Here is a 17,001-nt window from a genome sequence, read left to right on the forward strand (position 1 = left end):
TACACGATGGTGCTCCCGGACGAGGACAAGTACTCGACCACGCGCAACGAGATGCTCGACCAGCTCGCCTACATGCTGGGCGTCCGGGGCGGGGAGTCCGGAGACTCGGTTCAGGGGGAGGGCGGCTCGCCGTCCCGGATCTCGTCCAGCGACTCCCGGAACAGCTCCGTCGCCTGCCGGAACCAGTCCGCGAGGACCGCGACCTCGTCCGGACCGTACGTGGCGAAGAGGGCGCCCAGCCGCTCGTAGAACGGCCCGTAAACCGTCAGGATGCGCTGCTGCGCGGACTCCTCCATGACCACGGTCACCCGTCGCCGATCCGCGGGGTCCGGAACCCTGCGGACGTAGCCCGCCTTCTCCAGCCGGTTCAGCACTCCCGTCACCGCGCCGGTGGTCAGCCGGGCCCGCCCCGCCAAATCCCCCGCGCCCAGCGCCTCACCGGCCGCCTGCGCCTCGATGAGGAAGCCGATACAGGTGAGGTCGGTGACGTTGATCCCGAGCCGCCGGGCGATGTCCTGCTGCCCGAACTGGGCCGTCGCGATCATCCGGTCCATCGCGTACTGCGCCTCGGCGGCCGTCGCCGCGGGGCGCGCCTTGCCCTTCCCCACACCATCCCCTTACCATCCAAGTAACTTAGCTCGCGAGATAAATCATCGAGCAGTCGCTCACAGCCCGCACCAGGATCGCACCGGGCTCGGCACGGAGGAACGCAGCATGGGCATGCACGGGGACGAGGACCTCGGCCACACGGTGGCAGGATGGACAGGCACGGGCATCGCGGTGCTCGGATTCACCGTCGCCGGGACGGGGCTGGTGTGGGTCTCGCCCGCCCTGATGGCGACCGGCGGAGCGGTGATCGCACTGGCCGTCCTGGTGACATGGGTGCTGCACCTGGCCGGCTGGGGCAAGGCGAGCGGGCCGCGCCCGCCCGCCCAGCAGTCCTGGCGCGTCCGCGACACCGTAGCGGCGGGGGGACACCCCGACTGCGTCGGCTGCCGTCTGGCGGGCCGCGGCCGGACCAGGGCCCGGACTGTCACTCCGACCCCCGCCCCCGCCCCCGCCGACTGACCCGAGCCGACCACCGCACATCCGGAGAGCGCTCCCGTTCAAGCCCCGCCGGCGTTTGAGGCGCGAGGTGTGGGGCGGAGCCCCGGCGAGGGGGCCCGGTGGGGGGCGCCCGCCGTGGTCGATGGGCGGTGGGTGGGCGCGGTCACACCACCTGGTGGAGCCACCGCACCGGCGCCCCCTCCCCCGCGTACCGGAACGGCTCCAGCTCGTCGTCCCACGGCTTCCCCAGCAGCTTCGCGATCTCCGCCTCCAGATCCGTCTCCCCCTGGACGGACCGCGCCAGCGCAGCCCTCAGGCGGTCCTCGGGGATCAGGATGTCGCCGTGGATGCCGGTCACCGCGTGGAAGATCCCGAGTTCGGGCGTGGCGCTGTAGCGCTCGCCCTCCGCCGTCGCGCAGGGCTCCGCCGTCACCTCGAAGCGCAGCAGATGCCAGCCCCGCAGCGCGGACGCCAGCTTGGAGGCCGTCCCCGTCTCGCCCTGCCAGGAGAACTCGGCTCTCCACGTGCCGGGCGACGCCGGCTGCCGGATCCAGTCGAGCTGGACCCGCGTGCCGAGGACACCCCCGACCGCCCACTCGACGTGGGGGCACAGCGCGCGAGGGGCGGAGTGAACGTACAGAACGCCGCGTGTCGTCACCGGGACCTCCAGTGTGGGACGAGGGTCACCTTCCCAGCGGCCTCAGTAAACAGCATCCGACCTGAAACTCCACAAAAGGGGCATCATGTGACGTGATGTAATTTACTGACCCCACTGGGCGGCACGCCTCTGGGTCGACGGGAAAAAGCTACCGCGCGGGCGCCCCCGAGGGGTGGCGTACTCTCGCTCCAGGGCCCGTACGCACACAGCTTTCACCCGCCAGGAGTCGACTGGCCGGGGGTCGGGAAGGGGAATCAGGGGATGCGCCTGCGCGCCGCGCCACTCCGGCCGCGACTCACCGCAGCAGCCACCGCCCTCGCACTCGCGGGCCTCACCGCCGCCGCACTGACCGCATGTGACTCTCCGTCACCGCACGACACCGCGTCCACGTCCCGGAAGCCCTCCGCGCGCCCCTCGCCCTCCCCCAGCCCCACCCCCGTGTGGAACACCGCGCCCCGGTCGGTCGCCGCCGTCGGCGACTCCATCACGCGCGGCTTCGACGCCTGCGGCATCCTCGCCGACTGCCCGGAGGTCTCCTGGGCCACCGGCTCGGACGCCACGGTGAACTCCGTCGCCCTGCGCCTGCTCGGACCGGCCGGTGTCGGCACCCGGAGCTGGAACCACGCCGTCAGCGGCGCCGACGCGGCCGACCTGCCCGACCAGATGGCCGAGGCCGCCGCCCGCCGACCGGACCTGGTCACGGTGATGGTCGGCGCCAACGACGCCTGCGCCGACACGGTGGACCGGATGACCCCCGTCCACGCCTTCCGGACCTCCGTGGAGCAGTCCATGAAGGTGCTGCGCACCACCGCCCCGAAGACCCAGGTGTACGTGTCGAGCGTGCCGGACCTCAAGCGCCTCTGGGAGACGGGCCGCGACGACCCCCTCGGGCGCGGGATCTGGGAACTCGGCATCTGCGCCACCATGCTCGGAGACGCGGGCAACGACGGCCCCGCCGCCCAGCAGCGCCGGGAGACCGTCCACCAGCGGGTGGTGGCGTACAACGCGGTCCTCAAGGACGTCTGCGCCGAGGACGAACGCTGCCGCTGGGACGACGGCGAGGTCTTCGGATTCCGTTTCGGCAAGCAGCAGTTGAGCCGCTGGGACTGGTTCCACCCGAGCCGGGACGGGCAGCGCCGCCTCGCGGAGATCGCCTACCGCAACATCACCGCCCCCGACGCCTGAGCGACCACGCCAGGCCACGCACATCCCCGTCACCCGGAACGGCCGAGATCCCCATAGCCGTCGCCCGCCGCCGGAGGCGATACTTCCGCCCACCCGCCACCCCGACGGAAGGACTCCCGTGCCCCGCCAGTGGATACGCGCCCGGATCGGCCTGACCCTGGCCGTCTCGGCCGCCCTCGCCCTCACCGCCGTACCGCCCGCCCTCGCCGGGCCCGCGGCCCCCGGAACCGGTGCCGGGGCCCCCGCCCCGCTCACCGTCGAGGAGCAGCGCCTCACGCAGACGGCCCCGCAGGAGATCCTGCGCCGCAGCGGATTCGCCTCCGCGGCCCCCGCGTTGGGCCGGGCGCTGGCCGGGGCGGGCTCCTACCGGGAGGCCGAGCGGGCCGTCGCCCGGCACGGCGGGGCGCTGTGGGAACGGGCGGTGGCCCGGGCGCAGGGCCGGGGCCCGGCGGGCGGGGACCTCAGCCGGGACGACGACCGGCCGCTGTACTGGGCCCGGCTCGGTATGAGCGCCGAACTGCGCCAGTGGCGGCCCGCGTTCGGCCTGGACGACACCGCGCGGGCCCGGCTGCTGGAGCGCCTGGAGCAGACCTCGCGCGGCCAGGACACCCTGGACCTCCCGGCGGGCAAGGGCGTCCGCCGGATCGTGCTCACCGGCTTCGACCCGTTCACGCTGGACCGGGACATCCGGATCAGCAACCCGTCCGGCGCGAGCGCTCTCGCGCTCGACGGCACCTGGATCCGCACGGCGGACGGCCCGGCCCGCGTCGAGACCGCCGTCTTCCCCGTCCGCTGGCAGGACTTCGCGGACGGCGAGGTGGAACGCGCCCTCGCGCCCGTCCTGCCGCGCGCCGACCTGTTCACCACGGTGAGCCAGGGCCGGGTGGGCCGCTTCGACGTCGAGCGCTTCAACGGCGCCTGGCGGGGCGGCTTCGGGGACAACGAGAACGTCTCCCGCACGGGTCTCGTCCCGGTCGCCGACCCGGCGTCCCAGCCGCAGTGGACGGTGACCACCCTGCCGTACGCGGCGATCACGGCCGCGCCCACCGGCCGCTTCCCGGTGTACGACAACACCTCGGTGACGGAGGTCCCGGCGGGCGGCACCGCGCCCGTGGTGCGCCCCGAGGGCCCGACACCGGGCTCGGCGGCCCGCGCGGGCGGCGGCGGGGACTACCTCTCCAACGAGATCGCCTACCGGGCCACCCTGCTCCGCGACCGCCTCGGCCTCGACGTCCCGGGCGGCCATGTGCACACGCCCGTCCTCCAGTTCGGCCCCGGCAACACCTCGGAGATCACGGACCCGGAGTTCGTGCGCAACCGGCTGGACATCATCGCCCAGGTCCGCGCGATCCTCGTGACGGCGGCGGACGCGAAAGGCTGACGGGAGGGGCTGACGGCACCGGCCGGGCGGGCGCCCCGCATCATGGACGTATGAGGATCGCGGCAGCCCAGTTCAGGTCCGTCCCCGGCGACCTCGCGGCGAACGTCCGCGCCACCACCGCCCTGGTCCGGGAGGCGGCGGCGTGGGGCGCGGCGTTCACCGCGTTCTGCGAGCTCTCCCTCAACGGGTACGCGCTGGCCCCGATCGCCGCCGCCCCCGGCGCCTGGTTCACCGAGGACGACGCCCGGCTCGATCCCGTACGCGAGGCGTGCCGGGAGACGGGGACGGCGGCCCTCGTCGGCGGCGCAGTGCGCACCGGCGGGCCGCGTCCCGCGATCTCCGCCCTGGTCCTCGGCCCGGACGGCGGCCTGCTCGCCCGCTACGACAAGCGGCACCTGCACGGCCCGGAGCGGGAGGTCTTCGCCCCGGGCGACCGGGACGGGCGCTTCACCCTCGGCGGGGTCCGCTTCGCCGTCGCGGTCTGCTACGACAACCGCTTCCCCGGCCTGGCGGAGCGCGCGGCGGCGGACGACTGCGCGGTGTATGTGGCGAGTTCGGTGCTGAACGCGGCCAACGACTCCTTCGAGACCGTGTATCCGGCCCGCGCCCGGGACCACGGGCTGCATGTCCTGCTGGCAAACCAGATCGGCCCGGGCGACGAGGGCGAGTGCTTCGGCGGCAGCGCCGCCTGGGGCCCGGACGGGGCCCTGCTCACCACGGCGGGCCCGGCGGCCCCGGGCCTCGCCGTGCTGGACCTGCCGTAGGCGGCCGCCCGGAACCCCTACCGCGCCGCCCGGCCCGCGTCCGGTCCGCCCGCCTCCGGCCAGTGCACCGGCGCCGGGGTGCGCCCCGCGTCCGCCGGGTCCGCCGGGCCCGGGGCGGCCACCTCACCACGAGCCGCGTCCTCGGGACCCACGCCCCCCGGACCCGCCGGGACCAGGTCGCGGGCCATCAGCGTCGCGCCCGCCACCGCGCCCGGCATCAGCAGCACCGCCACGAACGGGACCAGGAACGCCAGCACCAGCGGCACCCCGAAGCCCAGGGCGCGCAGCCGCCGCGCCCGCAGCAGCGCCAGACGCTCCGTCAGCTCCACGCCCCGGCGCTGGAGCGCCACCGCCGCCAGCTCCTCCGCGAGGAAGAAGCCGGAGACGCAGAAGCCGATCACCGGGACGACCGTCTGGCCCGCCACCGGGATGAACCCGCAGGCGAAGAGCAGCACCCCGAAGAACGCGACCCGCGCCAGCACCCGCACCGAGTCCCGGGCCGAGATCCACAGTTCGCGCCAGAGCGGCAGCTTGGACTGCGGGACACGGCCGCCCTCGGTCCGGTCCACCTGCTCGGAAAGGGACTCGTAGAACGGCTGGCCGACCAGCAGGGTCACGGCGGTGAACGTGATCACCGCGAGGAACAGGCCGAACGCGAAGACCAGGACGGTGAGCGTGCCGCGCAGCACGTCCAGCCAGGGCGAGGACCAGTCGTCGGCGAACGGGGTCGCCCACGCCGCGAGGTCGTCCGCGCCGCCGACGAGCCCGTAGAGCGCGCCCGCGTACAGCACGAGGGTCACCAGTCCGGGCAGCAGCCCGAAGCCGAACCAGCGGCCGTGCCGGACGACCCAGCGCTGGCCCTTCACCAAGTAGCCGAAGCCGGCCGCGAGATCACGCATGCGCCCAGCCTAGATCGCGTCCGCCCGGGGGCGGCGGGGCACCCTCGTAGGCTCGCCCGGCGGACGAGTGAGTAGTACCGCCTCAAGAATTCCCGCACCGATTCCGCGTTTCATCGTCGGAACCACCGACGAGAGGAATGGGGACATGAACAGAGCAGGACGGGGAGCGGCGGTCGTGGCGGCCTTCTGTATGGCCGCCACTGGGTTTTCCGCAGTATCTGGCACCCAGGCCGCGACCGCCGCGGCACCGCCCGGTCCAGCCGCCGACGCCCGGACAAAGTCCGCCGGCTCCGAGGCCGTGGCCACGGAGTACGCCTCGGCCCACCGGGTCACCGTCACGGAGGCCCACCGGCGCCTGCGGGCCCAGGAGAAGTCCGTTGCCGCTGCCGAAAAGCTCGATGATAAAACGGGTTCCACTTCCCTCGGAATGTGGATCGACCGCAATTCCGGCAAGCTGCACGTGAACGTCCGGGACGACGTCGCCGCCTCGGCCGTGCGCGCGGCGGGAGGAATTCCCCACACCGTCGGCGCCGAAGTCGCCGAACTGCATGCGCTGAAGGAGCGTTTGGACGCGGCGGCCTCCGTGGAGGCGCCGGCGGGCGTGCGCACGTGGTACGTGGACACGGAGCGGCGCAGGCTCACGGTCTCCGCCGCCACGGGGGCGGCCGGGCTGGCGAAGGGGCCCTTCGCGCAGCTGGTGCGCGCCGCGCCCGACCGCGTCCGGGTGGAGCGGGCCGGCGGCGGGCAGCTGGGGGAGGCGGCAGGCAGCGTCGCCGGTGGCCAGGACATCCACAACGCCAATGGCAAGAGGTGCTCCACCGGCTTCAACGTGCGTACCGCCAACGGAGCGCACGCGACCCTGACCGCCGGCCACTGCATGCAGGGCAACACCAGCGACTTCTGGTTCAAGAACGGCGCTCTCTTTGGGGTGAACAGCGGGTACGCCAACGGCAGCCAGGACCACGCCCTGATCCTCAACTCCCTGCCCAGCTACTGGGTACCCCTGGCGGGTGTGCAGGGCCCCGGCTTCGTCATGGCGGTCACAGGCCGGCAGAACGCCGTCCCCGGGGCCTTCGTCTGCAAGTCGGGGAGGACCACCAAGCTCACCTGCGGCGTGGTCGAGGCAGTGAACGTGAGCGCGAGCACGGCGGGCGGCACCAAAACCGGCCAGGTGCAGACGGACATGTGCGTCGAACCCGGTGACAGCGGCGGTGCGGTCGTCGCGGGCACCCGGGCCCTGGGCCTGGTGACGGCGGGGATCTTCCACGGCCAGGACAACAAGTGCGGGGAGAAGGTCGGCGAGAAGAACTCCTCCTTGTACCAGCCCCTCGGCCCGGCCCTCTCCGCCTACGGGGTCAGCCTGCTGGTCACAAACTGAGGCGGTGGTCACGGCGAGCGCCGTAACCCGGGTGCGCCGCCCGCCGGGCCGGATGCCACCGCACCCGCCGGGCGCCCCTTGTCGTGCGGCGAGCGAACCGGTAGACCTCGCGTACTGATCGTGTACAGATCACCCCGGCCGTCGAAAGGTCCGTACCGTATGGGATCCCCACGCCCCACCGTCGTACGCACAGCCTGGCGCACCGCCCTCCCGGTGCTCGCCGCCTCCCTCGCGGGCGCCCTGCTCGCCCCGCCCGCCGGTGCGGCCCCCGGGCCGAGGGTGCCCGAGCCGGGGCCCGTGCGGGACGCGGGCCGCCCGGGCGCGGCCCCGGACGCCGGGACCGCACGCGCCCCGGCCGAGGCCGCCGCACGGGCGCTCACCGCCGAGTCGGCCGCCCCCGCCCACACCCCGGCCCGCACCGGCGGCTACCCGCGCCGGACCGTCCTCGCCGCCCCGCCCGAGAACCCGGCGGACAGGTCGATCAAGCTGGGCCTGGTCCCGTACCACGGCATCGCGCCGCGCCTGAACGCCCTCCAGAAGCTGGGCGACCGGGTCAGTGTGGAGGTCGCCGGGCGCTCGGCGGGCGGCCACGAGCTGTACCTGGTGACGGTCACCGCCCCCGAGAGCCGCCGGGAGGCGCGCGAGCAGGAGCGGATGCGCGAGCTGATCGAGAACAGCCCGGCCCGCGCGGCGAAGGACCGCACGGTCAAGGCGTCCTACAAGACGCCGGTGTTCCTCAACAACAACATCCACGGCAACGAGTGGGAGGGCACGGACGCGGCCCTGAAGCTGGTCGAGGAGCTGGCGAAGGCGAAGGACCCCGGGACGGCGAAGCTGCTCTCCCGCAACCGCCTCTATCTGAACATCACCGCCAACCCGGACGGCCGGATCGCGGGCACCCGCGCCAACGCCAACGGCTTCGATCTCAACCGGGACTTCATCACCGCGAGCCAGCCCGAGACCCGCGCGATCCGGCGCATCGCGATCGAGAAGCAGCCGGCCGTGATGCTGGACCTGCACGGCTACGTCAACGGCACCCTGATCGAGCCCACCACCCCGCCGCACGGCGAGAACTACGAGTACGACCTGTTCCTGAAGAACGCCTACGCCAACGCCCTCGGCATGGAGAAGGCGGTCAACGGCCTCGGCTACACGGAGGCGAAGGACGGGGTGCGGCCGGTCGTGATCCCGTTCCGGGACGAGGAGGAGGGCTGGGACGACTGGCCGCCGATCTTCACCCCGCAGTACATGCCGTTCCAGGGCGCGGTGGCCTCGCACACCATCGAGTTCCCGCTGGTGGTCAACAACAACGCCTACACCTCCCTGCCGGAGACGGAGCTTCGCCGCCGGGCGGCGGTCAACACCGACATCGCGGGCGCGGCGATGCGCGCGACCCTCGCGTACACGGACCGCAACCGGGCCTCGGTGATCGCGGACCAGATCGAGACCTTCCGGCGCGGGGCGGCCGGTGAGGCGCAGCGCCCGGTCTCCGAGGAGACCGTCCCGGGGGTCCCGGGCATCGGGCCGGAGGACGTGTACACCACCGAGTTCCCGCGCACCTACGTGATCCCGGCGGGCGGCGGCGCCCGCTCGGCGGTCGCGGCGGCCCGGCTGGTGGACCATCTGGTCGCCAACGACGTGCGGGTGACCCGGGCGCGGACCGCGTTCCGGCTCGACGGGCGGACGTACCGGGCGGGTTCGTACCTGGTCGACATGCACCAGCCCAAGCGCGGTATCGCCAATGTGATCCTGGCGGACGGCCGGGACATCAGCGCGGACGTCTCCACGATGTACGACATCTCCGGCTGGAGCCTGGGGCGGCTGTGGGGCGCGACGGTGGTCGACTCCGAGCGCGCGCCGCGCGTGCCGGTGCGCGCGGTCACGGCGGCTGCCCCGACGGGCGGCGTCGCCCCCTTCGGTGACCTGCGGCTGCGGCTGGACGACCCGAAGGAGATCCAGGCCCTCAACTCCCTGCTGGACAAGGGGGTGCGGGTGCGCCGGGCGGCGGACGGCGCGGCCCTGGTGCCGGGTTCGGCGCGCGCGGTGGCGCGGACGCTGGCCCGGGAGCTGGGCGTGGAGTTCACCGCCACCCGGCCCGGGGAGAAGGGCACGGCGGAGCTGCGCCGGACCCGGGTCGCGGCGGCGGTCACCCCGGGCGAGCTGTTCGCGCTGCGGGAGATGGGCTTCGCGGTGCGGCCGGTGTCGACCGAGACGCTGAACGCGGGCTTCGACTGGGCCTCGGCGGATGTGCTGTTCGTGTCCTCCGGGCTGGACCACGCGAGGCTGACCCCGGCCGCGCGGAAGGCGTTCGGGGCGAGCGGGGTGTCCGTGGTCGGCGTCGGCGCGCAGGGCGCGGCGTTCAACGCGGCGGCCGGGCTGCTGAAGGCGACCGCGGTGGCGGGCAACGGGGACGCCAACGGCGTGGTCCGGGTGCGGAACGCGGGCGGCCCGGTCACCGGCGGCGCGCCGGAGCACACCTTCGTCTACTCCCCGGGCTGGTTCACCGGCCTGGGCGCGGGCGTGCGCGCGGAGCAGACCTACGCCAAGGGGAACCCGCTGGTCTCCGGCCACTGGCGGGCTTCGGAGAACGGCACGGGCGGCCCGTCGGACGCGGCGGGCAAGGCGTCGGTGGTGTCCGGTGAGGCGGCCTCGGGGGCGCGGGTGGTCCTCTTCGGCACCCAGCCGCTGTTCCGGGCGCACCCCAAGGGCCTCTACGCGCAGCTCGGCAGGGCGCTGCTGACGCGCTGAGCCCGGGTCACGAACGGGCCGAGGGCCGTACCCCCTGCGCGGGGGTACGGCCCTCGGCCGTGTGCCGTGTGCGGAGCCGTGTCCGGTGCGGACTCAGACCGCCAGGTCGACCGTGATGTTGCCGCGGGTCGCCTTGGAGTACGGGCAGACCTGGTGGGCCTTCTCGATCAGGTCCTTCGCGGTGGCCGCGTCCACGTTCGGGATGTTCGCGGAGATCTTCACGATGATGCCGAAGCCGTCGTCGTTCCTGCCGATGCCGACCTCGGCGGTGACCGTCGAGCCGCTGATGTCGGCGTTCTCCTGGCGGGCGACGACACCGAGGGCGCCCTGGAAGCAGGCGCTGTACCCGGCGGCGAAGAGCTGCTCGGGGTTGGTGCCGGCGCCGCTGCCGCCCATGGCCTTCGGCGGGTTGACGACGACGTCGAGCTGCCCGTCGTCGGTGGCGACGCGCCCGTCGCGGCCGTTCTCTGCGGTGGCCACGGCGGTGTAGAGCACGTCGGACTGCTGGATGGACATCTGGTCTTCCTCCTGCTGGTTCGCCGCGACTCGCGCCCACGATCGCGACGGCTGCGCACGAGCCTAACGGGTGGCCCGTGCGCGGTGCCGGGGCGTCTCAGCGGCGCGGGGGCCGCGGGATCAGGCGGGATCAGGCGGGATCAGGCGGGATCAGGCGGGATCAGGCGAGGGAGACGATCATCTTCCCGGTGTTCTCGCCGCGCAGCAGGCCCGCGAAGGCGTCGTAGCCCTTCTCGATGCCCTCGACGACCGTCTCGTCGTACTTGAGCTCACCGGAGGCGATCCACCCGGCCACGTCCGCCACGAACTGCTCCTGGAGGTGCTTGTGGTCGTTGACGAGCATGCCCTGGAGCCGCAGCCGCTTGCCGATGAGGAGGGCGAGGTTGCGCGGGCCGGGGGTGGGCTCGGTGTTGTTGTACTGGGCGATCATGCCGCAGAGGGTGGCGCGCCCGCCGACGTTGAAGACGGAGATCGCGGCCTCCAGGTGGTCGCCGCCGACGTTGTCGAAGTAGACGTCGATGCCGTCGGGGGCGGCCTCCTTCAGCTGCTCCAGGACCGGCCCGTTCTTGTAGTTGAACGCGGCGTCGAAACCGTACTCCTCGACCAGGCGCCGCACCTTCTCGTCCGAGCCGGCCGAGCCGATCACCCGCGAGGCGCCCTTGATCCGGGCCATCTGGCCGACCTGGCTGCCGACCGCACCGGCGGCGCCGGAGACGAAGACCGCGTCCCCCTCCTTGAAGGAGGCGACCTCGAAGAGGCCCGCGTAGGCCGTGAGGCCGGTCATGCCGAGCACGCCCAGGTACGCGGAGAGGGGCGCCCTGGCGGCGTCGACCTTGACCGCGTGCTCGGCGGGGACGCTCGCGTACTCGCGCCAGCCGAGGCCGTGCAGGACGTGGTCGCCCACCTCGAAGCCCTCGGCGTCCGAGGCGACGACCTCGCCGACGGCCCCGCCGTCCATGGGGTGGTCCAGCTGGAACGGCGGGACGTAGGACTTCACGTCGTTCATCCGGCCGCGCATGTAGGGGTCCACGGAGAAGTGCAGGTTCCGCACGAGGACCCGCCCCTTGCCGGGGGCGTCCACCGGGACCTCCCGCAGGGCGAAGTCCTCGGGCTTCGGGAAGCCGTGCGGACGGGCGGCGAGGTGCCATTCACGGCCGGACGCGGGAAGGACGGACATGCTGCGAGCCTCCAGAGAGATGTTTCATGTTCTGAAACAACCATGCCCCTGGATATTTCATGTTGTCAAGTAAATCGGTAGGGTGGCGTCCATGGGCATCCCCGGAACCGACCCCCTGACCGTCGAGGTCGTCGAACTGATCGGCGCCGTCGTCGCCCGCTACCACGACGAGTACGAGCAGGCCGCGGCCGAGCACTCGCTGACCGGCGCGCAGGCGCGGGTCCTCGGTCTGCTCTCCCTGGAGCCGCTGCCCATGCGGCGCATCGCCCAGCGGATGAAGTGCGAGCCCTCCAACATCACCGGCATCGTCGACCGCCTGGAGGCCCGCGGCCTGGTGGAACGCCGCCCGGACCCGGCCGACCGCCGGGTGAAGGTCGCCGCGGCGACGGACGAGGGCCGGGCCACGGCCCGTCTGCTGCGCACCTCCCTGGACTTCGCCCAGGAGCCCCTGGCCGAGCTCTCGACGCAGGAGCGGACGGCCCTGCGCGACCTGCTCCAGCGCATGCTGGGCGCACCGGCGGGCTCCTGACACCCGGCCTGACGCCCGGTACGCGGATCAGGTGACGGGCCCGGGCCCGTCACGCCGCCCGGCGGCTCACAGACACCACCACAGGAAGCGGTCGCACGTCGGGGTCGGCGTCGGGGCGGGCTGCTGGGACGGGGGTGCCTGGGGCGGTGGCGGCGGGTCGTCGCCCTCGCCCGGCCCGCCGGGCTCACCGGGCGACTCCGGGGACTCACCGCCCTCCGGCGGGTCCTGGCTCGCGGACGGGGACGGGCCGTCCCCGTCGGGCGGCTCGCTCGCGGACGGCTCGGAGCCGTCGCCGTCGCCGGGCTCACCGGCCTGCTTCGAGGACTCGCCGCCCGGGGCACCGTTGCCCTTGCCGGTCGCCTCACCGCCCGGCCGGGGGGAGCCGGCGGAGGCCCTCGGCTTCTCGGTCACCTTCGCGGGCCCGTCCGGCGGCGCGACGGACACCGAGGGCTCGACGATCTCCTCCGGCTCCGCGACGGCCCGCTCCTCCACCGAGGTGGCCGCGCCCTCGCCCGCGCTCTCGGTCGCCAGCTCCGCGAGGCTCAGCGCGCCGGCCGCCAGCACCAGACCGACCGTCCCGATCACCACCGTGCGCCCGCGTCTGCGGCGTGCCCGGCGTCCCGCCGGCGCGGGCCTGCGCCCCTTCGCCCGTGACGCCTGCCGACGGGCACTGCGGGGCCCGGGGCTCGCGGCCGCGGGCTCCGGCGTCACGTCCGGTGCACGGGCGTCGTCCGGGGCCGCGGCGGGCGCGGCGGCGCTGTGGCGGCGGAGCTCCTCGACGGGGGTACCGCACCCGGCACAGGCCAGGGCGCCGTTGAGATGCCGTCCGCACGGGTGGCAGTAATCCATGGCCAAAGGAGGCTATGCGGCGGTGGGGCACCAGAGGCAGACCCCCCTGTGAGGATCCTGTGTGGAATCCCTCCTTCCACGGCGTGGCCGCTCGCCCCCGCCGGGGCAGGATGTCGGGCATGAGTACCGACGCCCCCTTCGGACCGCTCGACTTCCAGCTCGTCCTGCTGCGGCGCATGGCCGATCAGCGGCCGGAACTGGTCGAGGACGCCCGCCGCGCCCTGGGCGTCACCGTCGCGCGGATGCGGGAGGCGAACCGGCGCTGGCAGGCCATGTCCCGTTCCCCGCGCGGGCGCGGCGCCCTCACCCGCTACCGCTCGGTCCTCGGCGCGCCCGAGTCCACCGCCCGCCGGCGGATCGGCGACCTGGAGTGCGAGGCCCTGCTCTGGCCCGTCCCGCTCTGGCCGGACCTCCGCTTCGAGGTCATGGCCCTCGCGGACGGCGGCGCCGTGTGGAACGAGTGGCTGGTCCGCGCCCCGGACGCCCCCGGCCCGGCCCTGAAGACGGCGGCGGACCTGCGGCCCTGGTCCGCGACGGTGGACGAGGTGGCCCGCGCCTTCCCGCCGGCCCGCCCGCTCCCGGGCACCGCCCCGACCCGCTTCCGGCTGGCCCTCACCGACCCCGCGGACGGCGCCGAGCGGGTCGCCGACTTCACCTGGGGCCTGCTCCAGCAGGTCGGCTGACGCCCCGCCGGGCGCCGGGCGCGGCCCTCCTCCCGGCCCGTCCACCGCCTGCCCGCGGCGCGCCCCCGACCGGCGCAGCACAGCGCGCGCCCCGTCCCTGACGCACCCACGATGCGAGACAGGTACGTACCGCACTCGGGAGGACTTGCCGTGACCGTCAGTCTTGAGCAGTTGCACCGCTGCCACGTCGCCGTCGACCTCGGGGCGGCGCGCACCCGCGTCTTCGTGAAGGGCTCGGGGCTCGTCGTGGACGAGCCGAGTGTCGCCGCGGTGAACACCCGCACCGGCGCCCTGATCGCCGTCGGCGCGCTCGCCGAGAAGATGACGGGCCGCACGCCCGACTACATCCGGGTCGCCCGCCCGGTCTCCGGCGGCACGGTCGTCGACATCGAGATGGCGCAGCGGATGCTCCGCCACCTCCTCGGCGAGAAGCTCCGCCGCCAGCTGCGCCGCAAGCCCCGGCTGCGCGCCGCCGCGAGCACCCCGCACGACAGCGACCCGCTGGCCCAGCGGGCGACGGTGGAGACCCTGGTGGGCCTCGGCGCGCGGCGGGTCGAGCTGGTGGACACCCTGATCGCGGCGGCCGTGGGCTGCGGACTCCCGGTCGAGCAGCCGACCGCGACCATGATCATGGTGTGCGGGGCGGCGACCACCCAGATCGCCGTCCTCTCCCTCGGCTCGATCGTCACCGCCGAACGCATCCCGGTGGGCGGCAACGCCATCGACTACGCCGTCATCCAGCACCTGCGCCACCAGCACGAACTGCTGCTCCCCAGCCAGTCGGTGCGCCCCCTGCAACTGGCCCTGCGCGGCAACGGCCTCACCGATCAGGGCCCGGCGGTCACCGAGATCCACGGCCGGGACGTCGCCACCGGGCTCGCCCGCTCGGTCCGGGTGGACACCGCCGCGGTGCGGGACGCGATCCAGACGCCGCTGACCTCGGTGCTCGACGGCATCGGCAAGGTGCTGCGGGTCTGCCCGCCGGACCTGGTGGCGGACCTCGTGGACCGCGGGATCATGATGGTGGGCGGCAGCGCGCTGCTGCCGGGCCTGGACCAGATGCTGCGGGACGCGACGGGCATGCCGGTGCAGATCGCCGAGCGGCCCGACACCTGCACGATCCAGGGCCTCGGCGCGATGCTGGAGGGGCGCATCCGGCCGATGATCCTCGACCCGCTGGCGGAGAGCATTCCGGAGGCGCAGCCGGCGATGCGGCCGGTCTTCCCCGAGGAGCCGGAGAACGCGATGGCCGGCCACGGGGGCGGCGACTCCGACCCGGGCGCGGATTTCCGCTGACCGCGGGCGAGGAGGAGCCGACGGGGCCGGGGCCGGAGCCCGGGCGGCGCGGCGCGACGGGTGGTGGCGGGGCACATGGTGTCCCGCCATATGGCGTTCCCTCATATGGCGTTCCGGCACGCGGTGGCCCGGCACATGGGGCGGGGGCACATGGGGCTGGCGCACATGGCAGCGCGGCACATGGTGCCGGTGCACAGGGCGGCGCGGCACACGGGCCGGGCGCACAGGGGGGAGCGGCACACGGGCCGGACGCACATGGCGGCCCACCACAGGGAACGGGCGCACAGGGTGGCGCGGCACACGGGCCCGGCGCACACAGGGACCCCGCGCAGGCGCCCGCGTCGGCCGGGCTGCCCGGGGTGTTCGAGGCGGTGGTCGGTGCCGGAGCCGAGCGCGGGCGTGAACTCCGGCCCGCCCTGCGGCACATCGCCGCCGGGGCGGTCTCCCTCACCGGGGCCCGGTACGCCGTGCTGACCGTCCTCGACCTCGAACACGGCCTGGTGGGTGAGGTGTTCACCGTGGGACTCTGCCCCGCCGAGCGGGACCGGATCGCACAGCCGCCCTGCGGCCCGGACCGGTTCGGCGAACGGCTGCGCACGGCCCTCGGGACGCGGACCGGGTCCGGGGCCCCGGGCCGGGCGCGCGCCTTCCTCGGCGTCCCGGTGCGCGTGCGCTCCGAGGTGCTCGGGCACCTCTACGCGGCCCACGGCCCGGACCGCGCCTTCACCGACCAGGACCTCGCCCTGCTCGGGGTGCTCGCCGCCCAGGCCGGCACCGCGATCGGCAACGCCCGCCTGTACGAGAGCGCCCGCCGGCGGCAGCACTGGATCGAGGGCGCGGCGGCCGTCACCGCCGCCCTGCTCTCGGGCAGCAGCGCGGACGACGCGCTCACGACGGTCGCCGACCGGGCCCGCGTCCTCGCCGGCGCGGCGGCCGGGGTGGTCCTCCAGCCCACCGCCGAGGGCGGTATGGAGATCGTGGCCGCCGCCGGGCTGGACGACCCGGACGGCGTGGTCGGCACCACGATCCGGCCCGGCTCCCCCGTGCTGGCCGAACTCCTCGGCGGACGCCCGGTTTTCATCGAGGACTCGGCGACCGACCCACGGATGACGACCCCGGTGCGCAACCGTTTCGGCCCCTCGATGATGCTGCCCCTGCAGAGCGGCGGACGGCTGATCGGCACTCTGGCCCTCCCCCGGGACCGGCACGGCCGCCCCTACTCGGCGGTCGAACGGCTGCTGGCGACCCAGTTCGCGTCCCACGCGGCCCTCGCCCTCGTCCTCGCGGACGCGCAGGCCGACCGGGAGCGGCTGGCCGTCTACGAGGACCGCGACCGGATCGCGCGCGACCTGCACGATCTGGTCGTCCAGCGGCTGTTCGCCACGGAGATGATGCTGGAGTCCACCCGCCGGCGGGCCGACGACCCGGACGCAGACAAACTGCTGGAGCAGGCGGTCGACGAGCTGGACTCGACCATCCAGGAGGTGCGGACGGCGATCCTCGCGCTCCAGCAGCCGCCCGCCGAGGCCCCGGCGACCGTCCGCGGCCGGGTGCTGCGCGAGACCCATGGGGCGGCGGTGCCACTGGGGTTCACCCCGTCGGTCCGCTTCACGGGGGCGGTGGACGCGCTGGTGCCCGCCGCGCTGGAGGAGCCGCTGCTGAGCGCGCTGCGCACGGCCCTGGACGCGGCACGCCACCGGGCGGAGGTCGCCGAGATCACGGTGGAGGTGGATGTGACGGCCGTCCTGGGCGACGGGGGTGGCGGTGGCGAGGACGCGGTACGGCTGCGGGTCCACGACGACGGGCGGCGGGCGGACGGCGGTCGGGGAACGACGTTCGTCTGGGAGGCGGCGCGCTAGAACGCGCTGCCCGGGGTGAGGCCGCGCCGGGC

The 17,001-nt window shown here is 74.4% G+C and carries 16 protein-coding genes; 10 read left to right on the forward strand and 6 right to left on the reverse strand.

All coding sequences use genetic code 11. The features are described 5' to 3' along the window. Nucleotides 1–110 precede the first annotated feature (110 nt). Complete coding sequence (locus ABZ457_RS17360) at nt 111–554, reverse strand: MarR family transcriptional regulator (RefSeq protein WP_359158483.1); 444 nt, start codon at nt 552–554, stop codon at nt 111–113. Between the two features lie 160 nt (nt 555–714). On the opposite strand from ABZ457_RS17360, the gene ABZ457_RS17365 reads away from it, so the two are divergent. Next, nucleotides 715–1,068, forward strand: a complete 354-nt coding sequence (locus tag ABZ457_RS17365) for an HGxxPAAW family protein (RefSeq protein ID WP_359158425.1) — start codon at nt 715–717, stop codon at nt 1,066–1,068. Between the two features lie 142 nt (nt 1,069–1,210). Here the strand turns inward: ABZ457_RS17365 and ABZ457_RS17370 are convergent, their stop codons facing one another. Beyond that, on the reverse strand, nt 1,211–1,705 hold the full coding sequence (locus ABZ457_RS17370) for a DUF3145 domain-containing protein (RefSeq protein WP_359158426.1): 495 nt from the start codon (nt 1,703–1,705) through the stop codon (nt 1,211–1,213). Nucleotides 1,706–1,966: 261 nt separating this feature from the next. On the opposite strand from ABZ457_RS17370, the gene ABZ457_RS17375 reads away from it, so the two are divergent. The 3 genes from ABZ457_RS17375 to ABZ457_RS17385 all read left to right on the forward strand — a co-directional run bounded on the left by ABZ457_RS17375 (nt 1,967) and on the right by ABZ457_RS17385 (nt 5,035). Further along, nucleotides 1,967–2,890 carry an SGNH/GDSL hydrolase family protein gene (locus ABZ457_RS17375; protein ID WP_359158427.1) on the forward strand — a complete coding sequence of 308 codons (924 nt, stop codon included), beginning with the start codon at nt 1,967–1,969 and terminating at the stop codon, nt 2,888–2,890. Nucleotides 2,891–3,008: 118 nt separating this feature from the next. Next, entirely contained in the window at nt 3,009–4,271 is a 1,263-nt protein-coding gene (locus ABZ457_RS17380) for a pyroglutamyl peptidase (protein ID WP_359158428.1), read from the forward strand. Between the two features lie 50 nt (nt 4,272–4,321). Beyond that, nucleotides 4,322–5,035, forward strand: a complete 714-nt coding sequence (locus tag ABZ457_RS17385; RefSeq protein ID WP_359158429.1) for a carbon-nitrogen hydrolase family protein — start codon at nt 4,322–4,324, stop codon at nt 5,033–5,035. 17 nt (nt 5,036–5,052) lie between these two features. Here ABZ457_RS17385 and ABZ457_RS17390 read toward each other — a convergent pair whose 3' ends face one another. Continuing rightward, on the reverse strand, nt 5,053–5,934 hold the full coding sequence (locus ABZ457_RS17390) for an EI24 domain-containing protein (protein ID WP_359158430.1): 882 nt from the start codon (nt 5,932–5,934) through the stop codon (nt 5,053–5,055). A 145-nt stretch (nt 5,935–6,079) separates the two neighbouring features. Here ABZ457_RS17390 and ABZ457_RS17395 point away from each other — a divergent pair, with 145 nt between their 5' ends. Together ABZ457_RS17395 and ABZ457_RS17400 are read left to right on the forward strand one after the other, a co-directional pair. After that, nucleotides 6,080–7,312, forward strand: coding sequence for a S1 family peptidase (locus ABZ457_RS17395; RefSeq protein ID WP_359158431.1), 1,233 nt, complete (start codon nt 6,080–6,082; stop codon nt 7,310–7,312). Nucleotides 7,313–7,471: 159 nt separating this feature from the next. Further along, a complete protein-coding gene (locus ABZ457_RS17400; RefSeq protein ID WP_359158432.1) occupies nt 7,472–10,060 on the forward strand; it encodes a M14 family zinc carboxypeptidase in 2,589 nt (862 codons plus the stop codon). 93 nt (nt 10,061–10,153) lie between these two features. On the opposite strand, the gene ABZ457_RS17405 is transcribed toward ABZ457_RS17400, so the two are convergent. After that, nucleotides 10,154–10,576 (reverse strand): organic hydroperoxide resistance protein, encoded by a 423-nt coding sequence (locus tag ABZ457_RS17405; RefSeq protein WP_359158433.1) that lies wholly within the window; start codon nt 10,574–10,576, stop codon nt 10,154–10,156. 160 nt (nt 10,577–10,736) lie between these two features. Then, the gene (locus ABZ457_RS17410; RefSeq protein WP_359158434.1) at nt 10,737–11,753 is read right to left on the reverse strand and encodes an NADP-dependent oxidoreductase; all 1,017 of its coding nucleotides are present in this window, start codon (nt 11,751–11,753) and stop codon (nt 10,737–10,739) included. A 91-nt stretch (nt 11,754–11,844) separates the two neighbouring features. Here ABZ457_RS17410 and ABZ457_RS17415 point away from each other — a divergent pair, with 91 nt between their 5' ends. After that, nucleotides 11,845–12,282: a MarR family transcriptional regulator gene (locus tag ABZ457_RS17415; RefSeq protein ID WP_359158435.1), complete on the forward strand. Its 438-nt coding sequence runs from the start codon at nt 11,845–11,847 to the stop codon at nt 12,280–12,282. Nucleotides 12,283–12,348: 66 nt separating this feature from the next. Here ABZ457_RS17415 and ABZ457_RS17420 read toward each other — a convergent pair whose 3' ends face one another. Next, nucleotides 12,349–12,867 carry a hypothetical protein gene (locus ABZ457_RS17420; RefSeq protein ID WP_359158436.1) on the reverse strand — a complete coding sequence of 173 codons (519 nt, stop codon included), beginning with the start codon at nt 12,865–12,867 and terminating at the stop codon, nt 12,349–12,351. Nucleotides 12,868–13,250: 383 nt separating this feature from the next. Between ABZ457_RS17420 and ABZ457_RS17425 the strand changes: the two genes are divergently transcribed. From ABZ457_RS17425 to ABZ457_RS17435, 3 genes are all read left to right on the forward strand, one after another. Next, the gene (locus ABZ457_RS17425) at nt 13,251–13,814 is read left to right on the forward strand and encodes a hypothetical protein (protein WP_359158437.1); all 564 of its coding nucleotides are present in this window, start codon (nt 13,251–13,253) and stop codon (nt 13,812–13,814) included. Nucleotides 13,815–13,964: 150 nt separating this feature from the next. After that, nucleotides 13,965–15,110 (forward strand): rod shape-determining protein, encoded by a 1,146-nt coding sequence (locus tag ABZ457_RS17430; protein WP_359158438.1) that lies wholly within the window; start codon nt 13,965–13,967, stop codon nt 15,108–15,110. 371 nt (nt 15,111–15,481) lie between these two features. Further along, entirely contained in the window at nt 15,482–16,969 is a 1,488-nt protein-coding gene (locus ABZ457_RS17435; RefSeq protein ID WP_359158439.1) for a GAF domain-containing protein, read from the forward strand. Nucleotides 16,970–17,001: the final 32 nt, after the last annotated feature.

The sequence above is a fragment of the Streptomyces sp. NPDC005805 genome, from assembly GCF_040630445.1.
GTDB lineage: Bacteria > Actinomycetota > Actinomycetes > Streptomycetales > Streptomycetaceae > Streptomyces.

What these genes read in the sequence shown, in the direction of transcription:
- ABZ457_RS17385 (WP_359158429.1), top strand. Translation starts at nt 4,322, where the DNA reads ATGAGGATCGCGGCAGCCCAGTTCAGGTCCGTCCCCGGCGACCTCGCG.
- ABZ457_RS17400 (WP_359158432.1), top strand. Translation starts at nt 7,472, where the DNA reads ATGGGATCCCCACGCCCCACCGTCGTACGCACAGCCTGGCGCACCGCC.
- ABZ457_RS17360 (WP_359158483.1), bottom strand. Translation starts at nt 554, where the DNA reads ATGGACCGGATGATCGCGACGGCCCAGTTCGGGCAGCAGGACATCGCC.
- ABZ457_RS17365 (WP_359158425.1), top strand. Translation starts at nt 715, where the DNA reads ATGGGCATGCACGGGGACGAGGACCTCGGCCACACGGTGGCAGGATGG.
- ABZ457_RS17410 (WP_359158434.1), bottom strand. Translation starts at nt 11,753, where the DNA reads ATGTCCGTCCTTCCCGCGTCCGGCCGTGAATGGCACCTCGCCGCCCGT.
- ABZ457_RS17390 (WP_359158430.1), bottom strand. Translation starts at nt 5,934, where the DNA reads ATGCGTGATCTCGCGGCCGGCTTCGGCTACTTGGTGAAGGGCCAGCGC.
- ABZ457_RS17375 (WP_359158427.1), top strand. Translation starts at nt 1,967, where the DNA reads ATGCGCCTGCGCGCCGCGCCACTCCGGCCGCGACTCACCGCAGCAGCC.
- ABZ457_RS17425 (WP_359158437.1), top strand. Translation starts at nt 13,251, where the DNA reads ATGAGTACCGACGCCCCCTTCGGACCGCTCGACTTCCAGCTCGTCCTG.
- ABZ457_RS17415 (WP_359158435.1), top strand. Translation starts at nt 11,845, where the DNA reads ATGGGCATCCCCGGAACCGACCCCCTGACCGTCGAGGTCGTCGAACTG.
- ABZ457_RS17405 (WP_359158433.1), bottom strand. Translation starts at nt 10,576, where the DNA reads ATGTCCATCCAGCAGTCCGACGTGCTCTACACCGCCGTGGCCACCGCA.
- ABZ457_RS17395 (WP_359158431.1), top strand. Translation starts at nt 6,080, where the DNA reads ATGAACAGAGCAGGACGGGGAGCGGCGGTCGTGGCGGCCTTCTGTATG.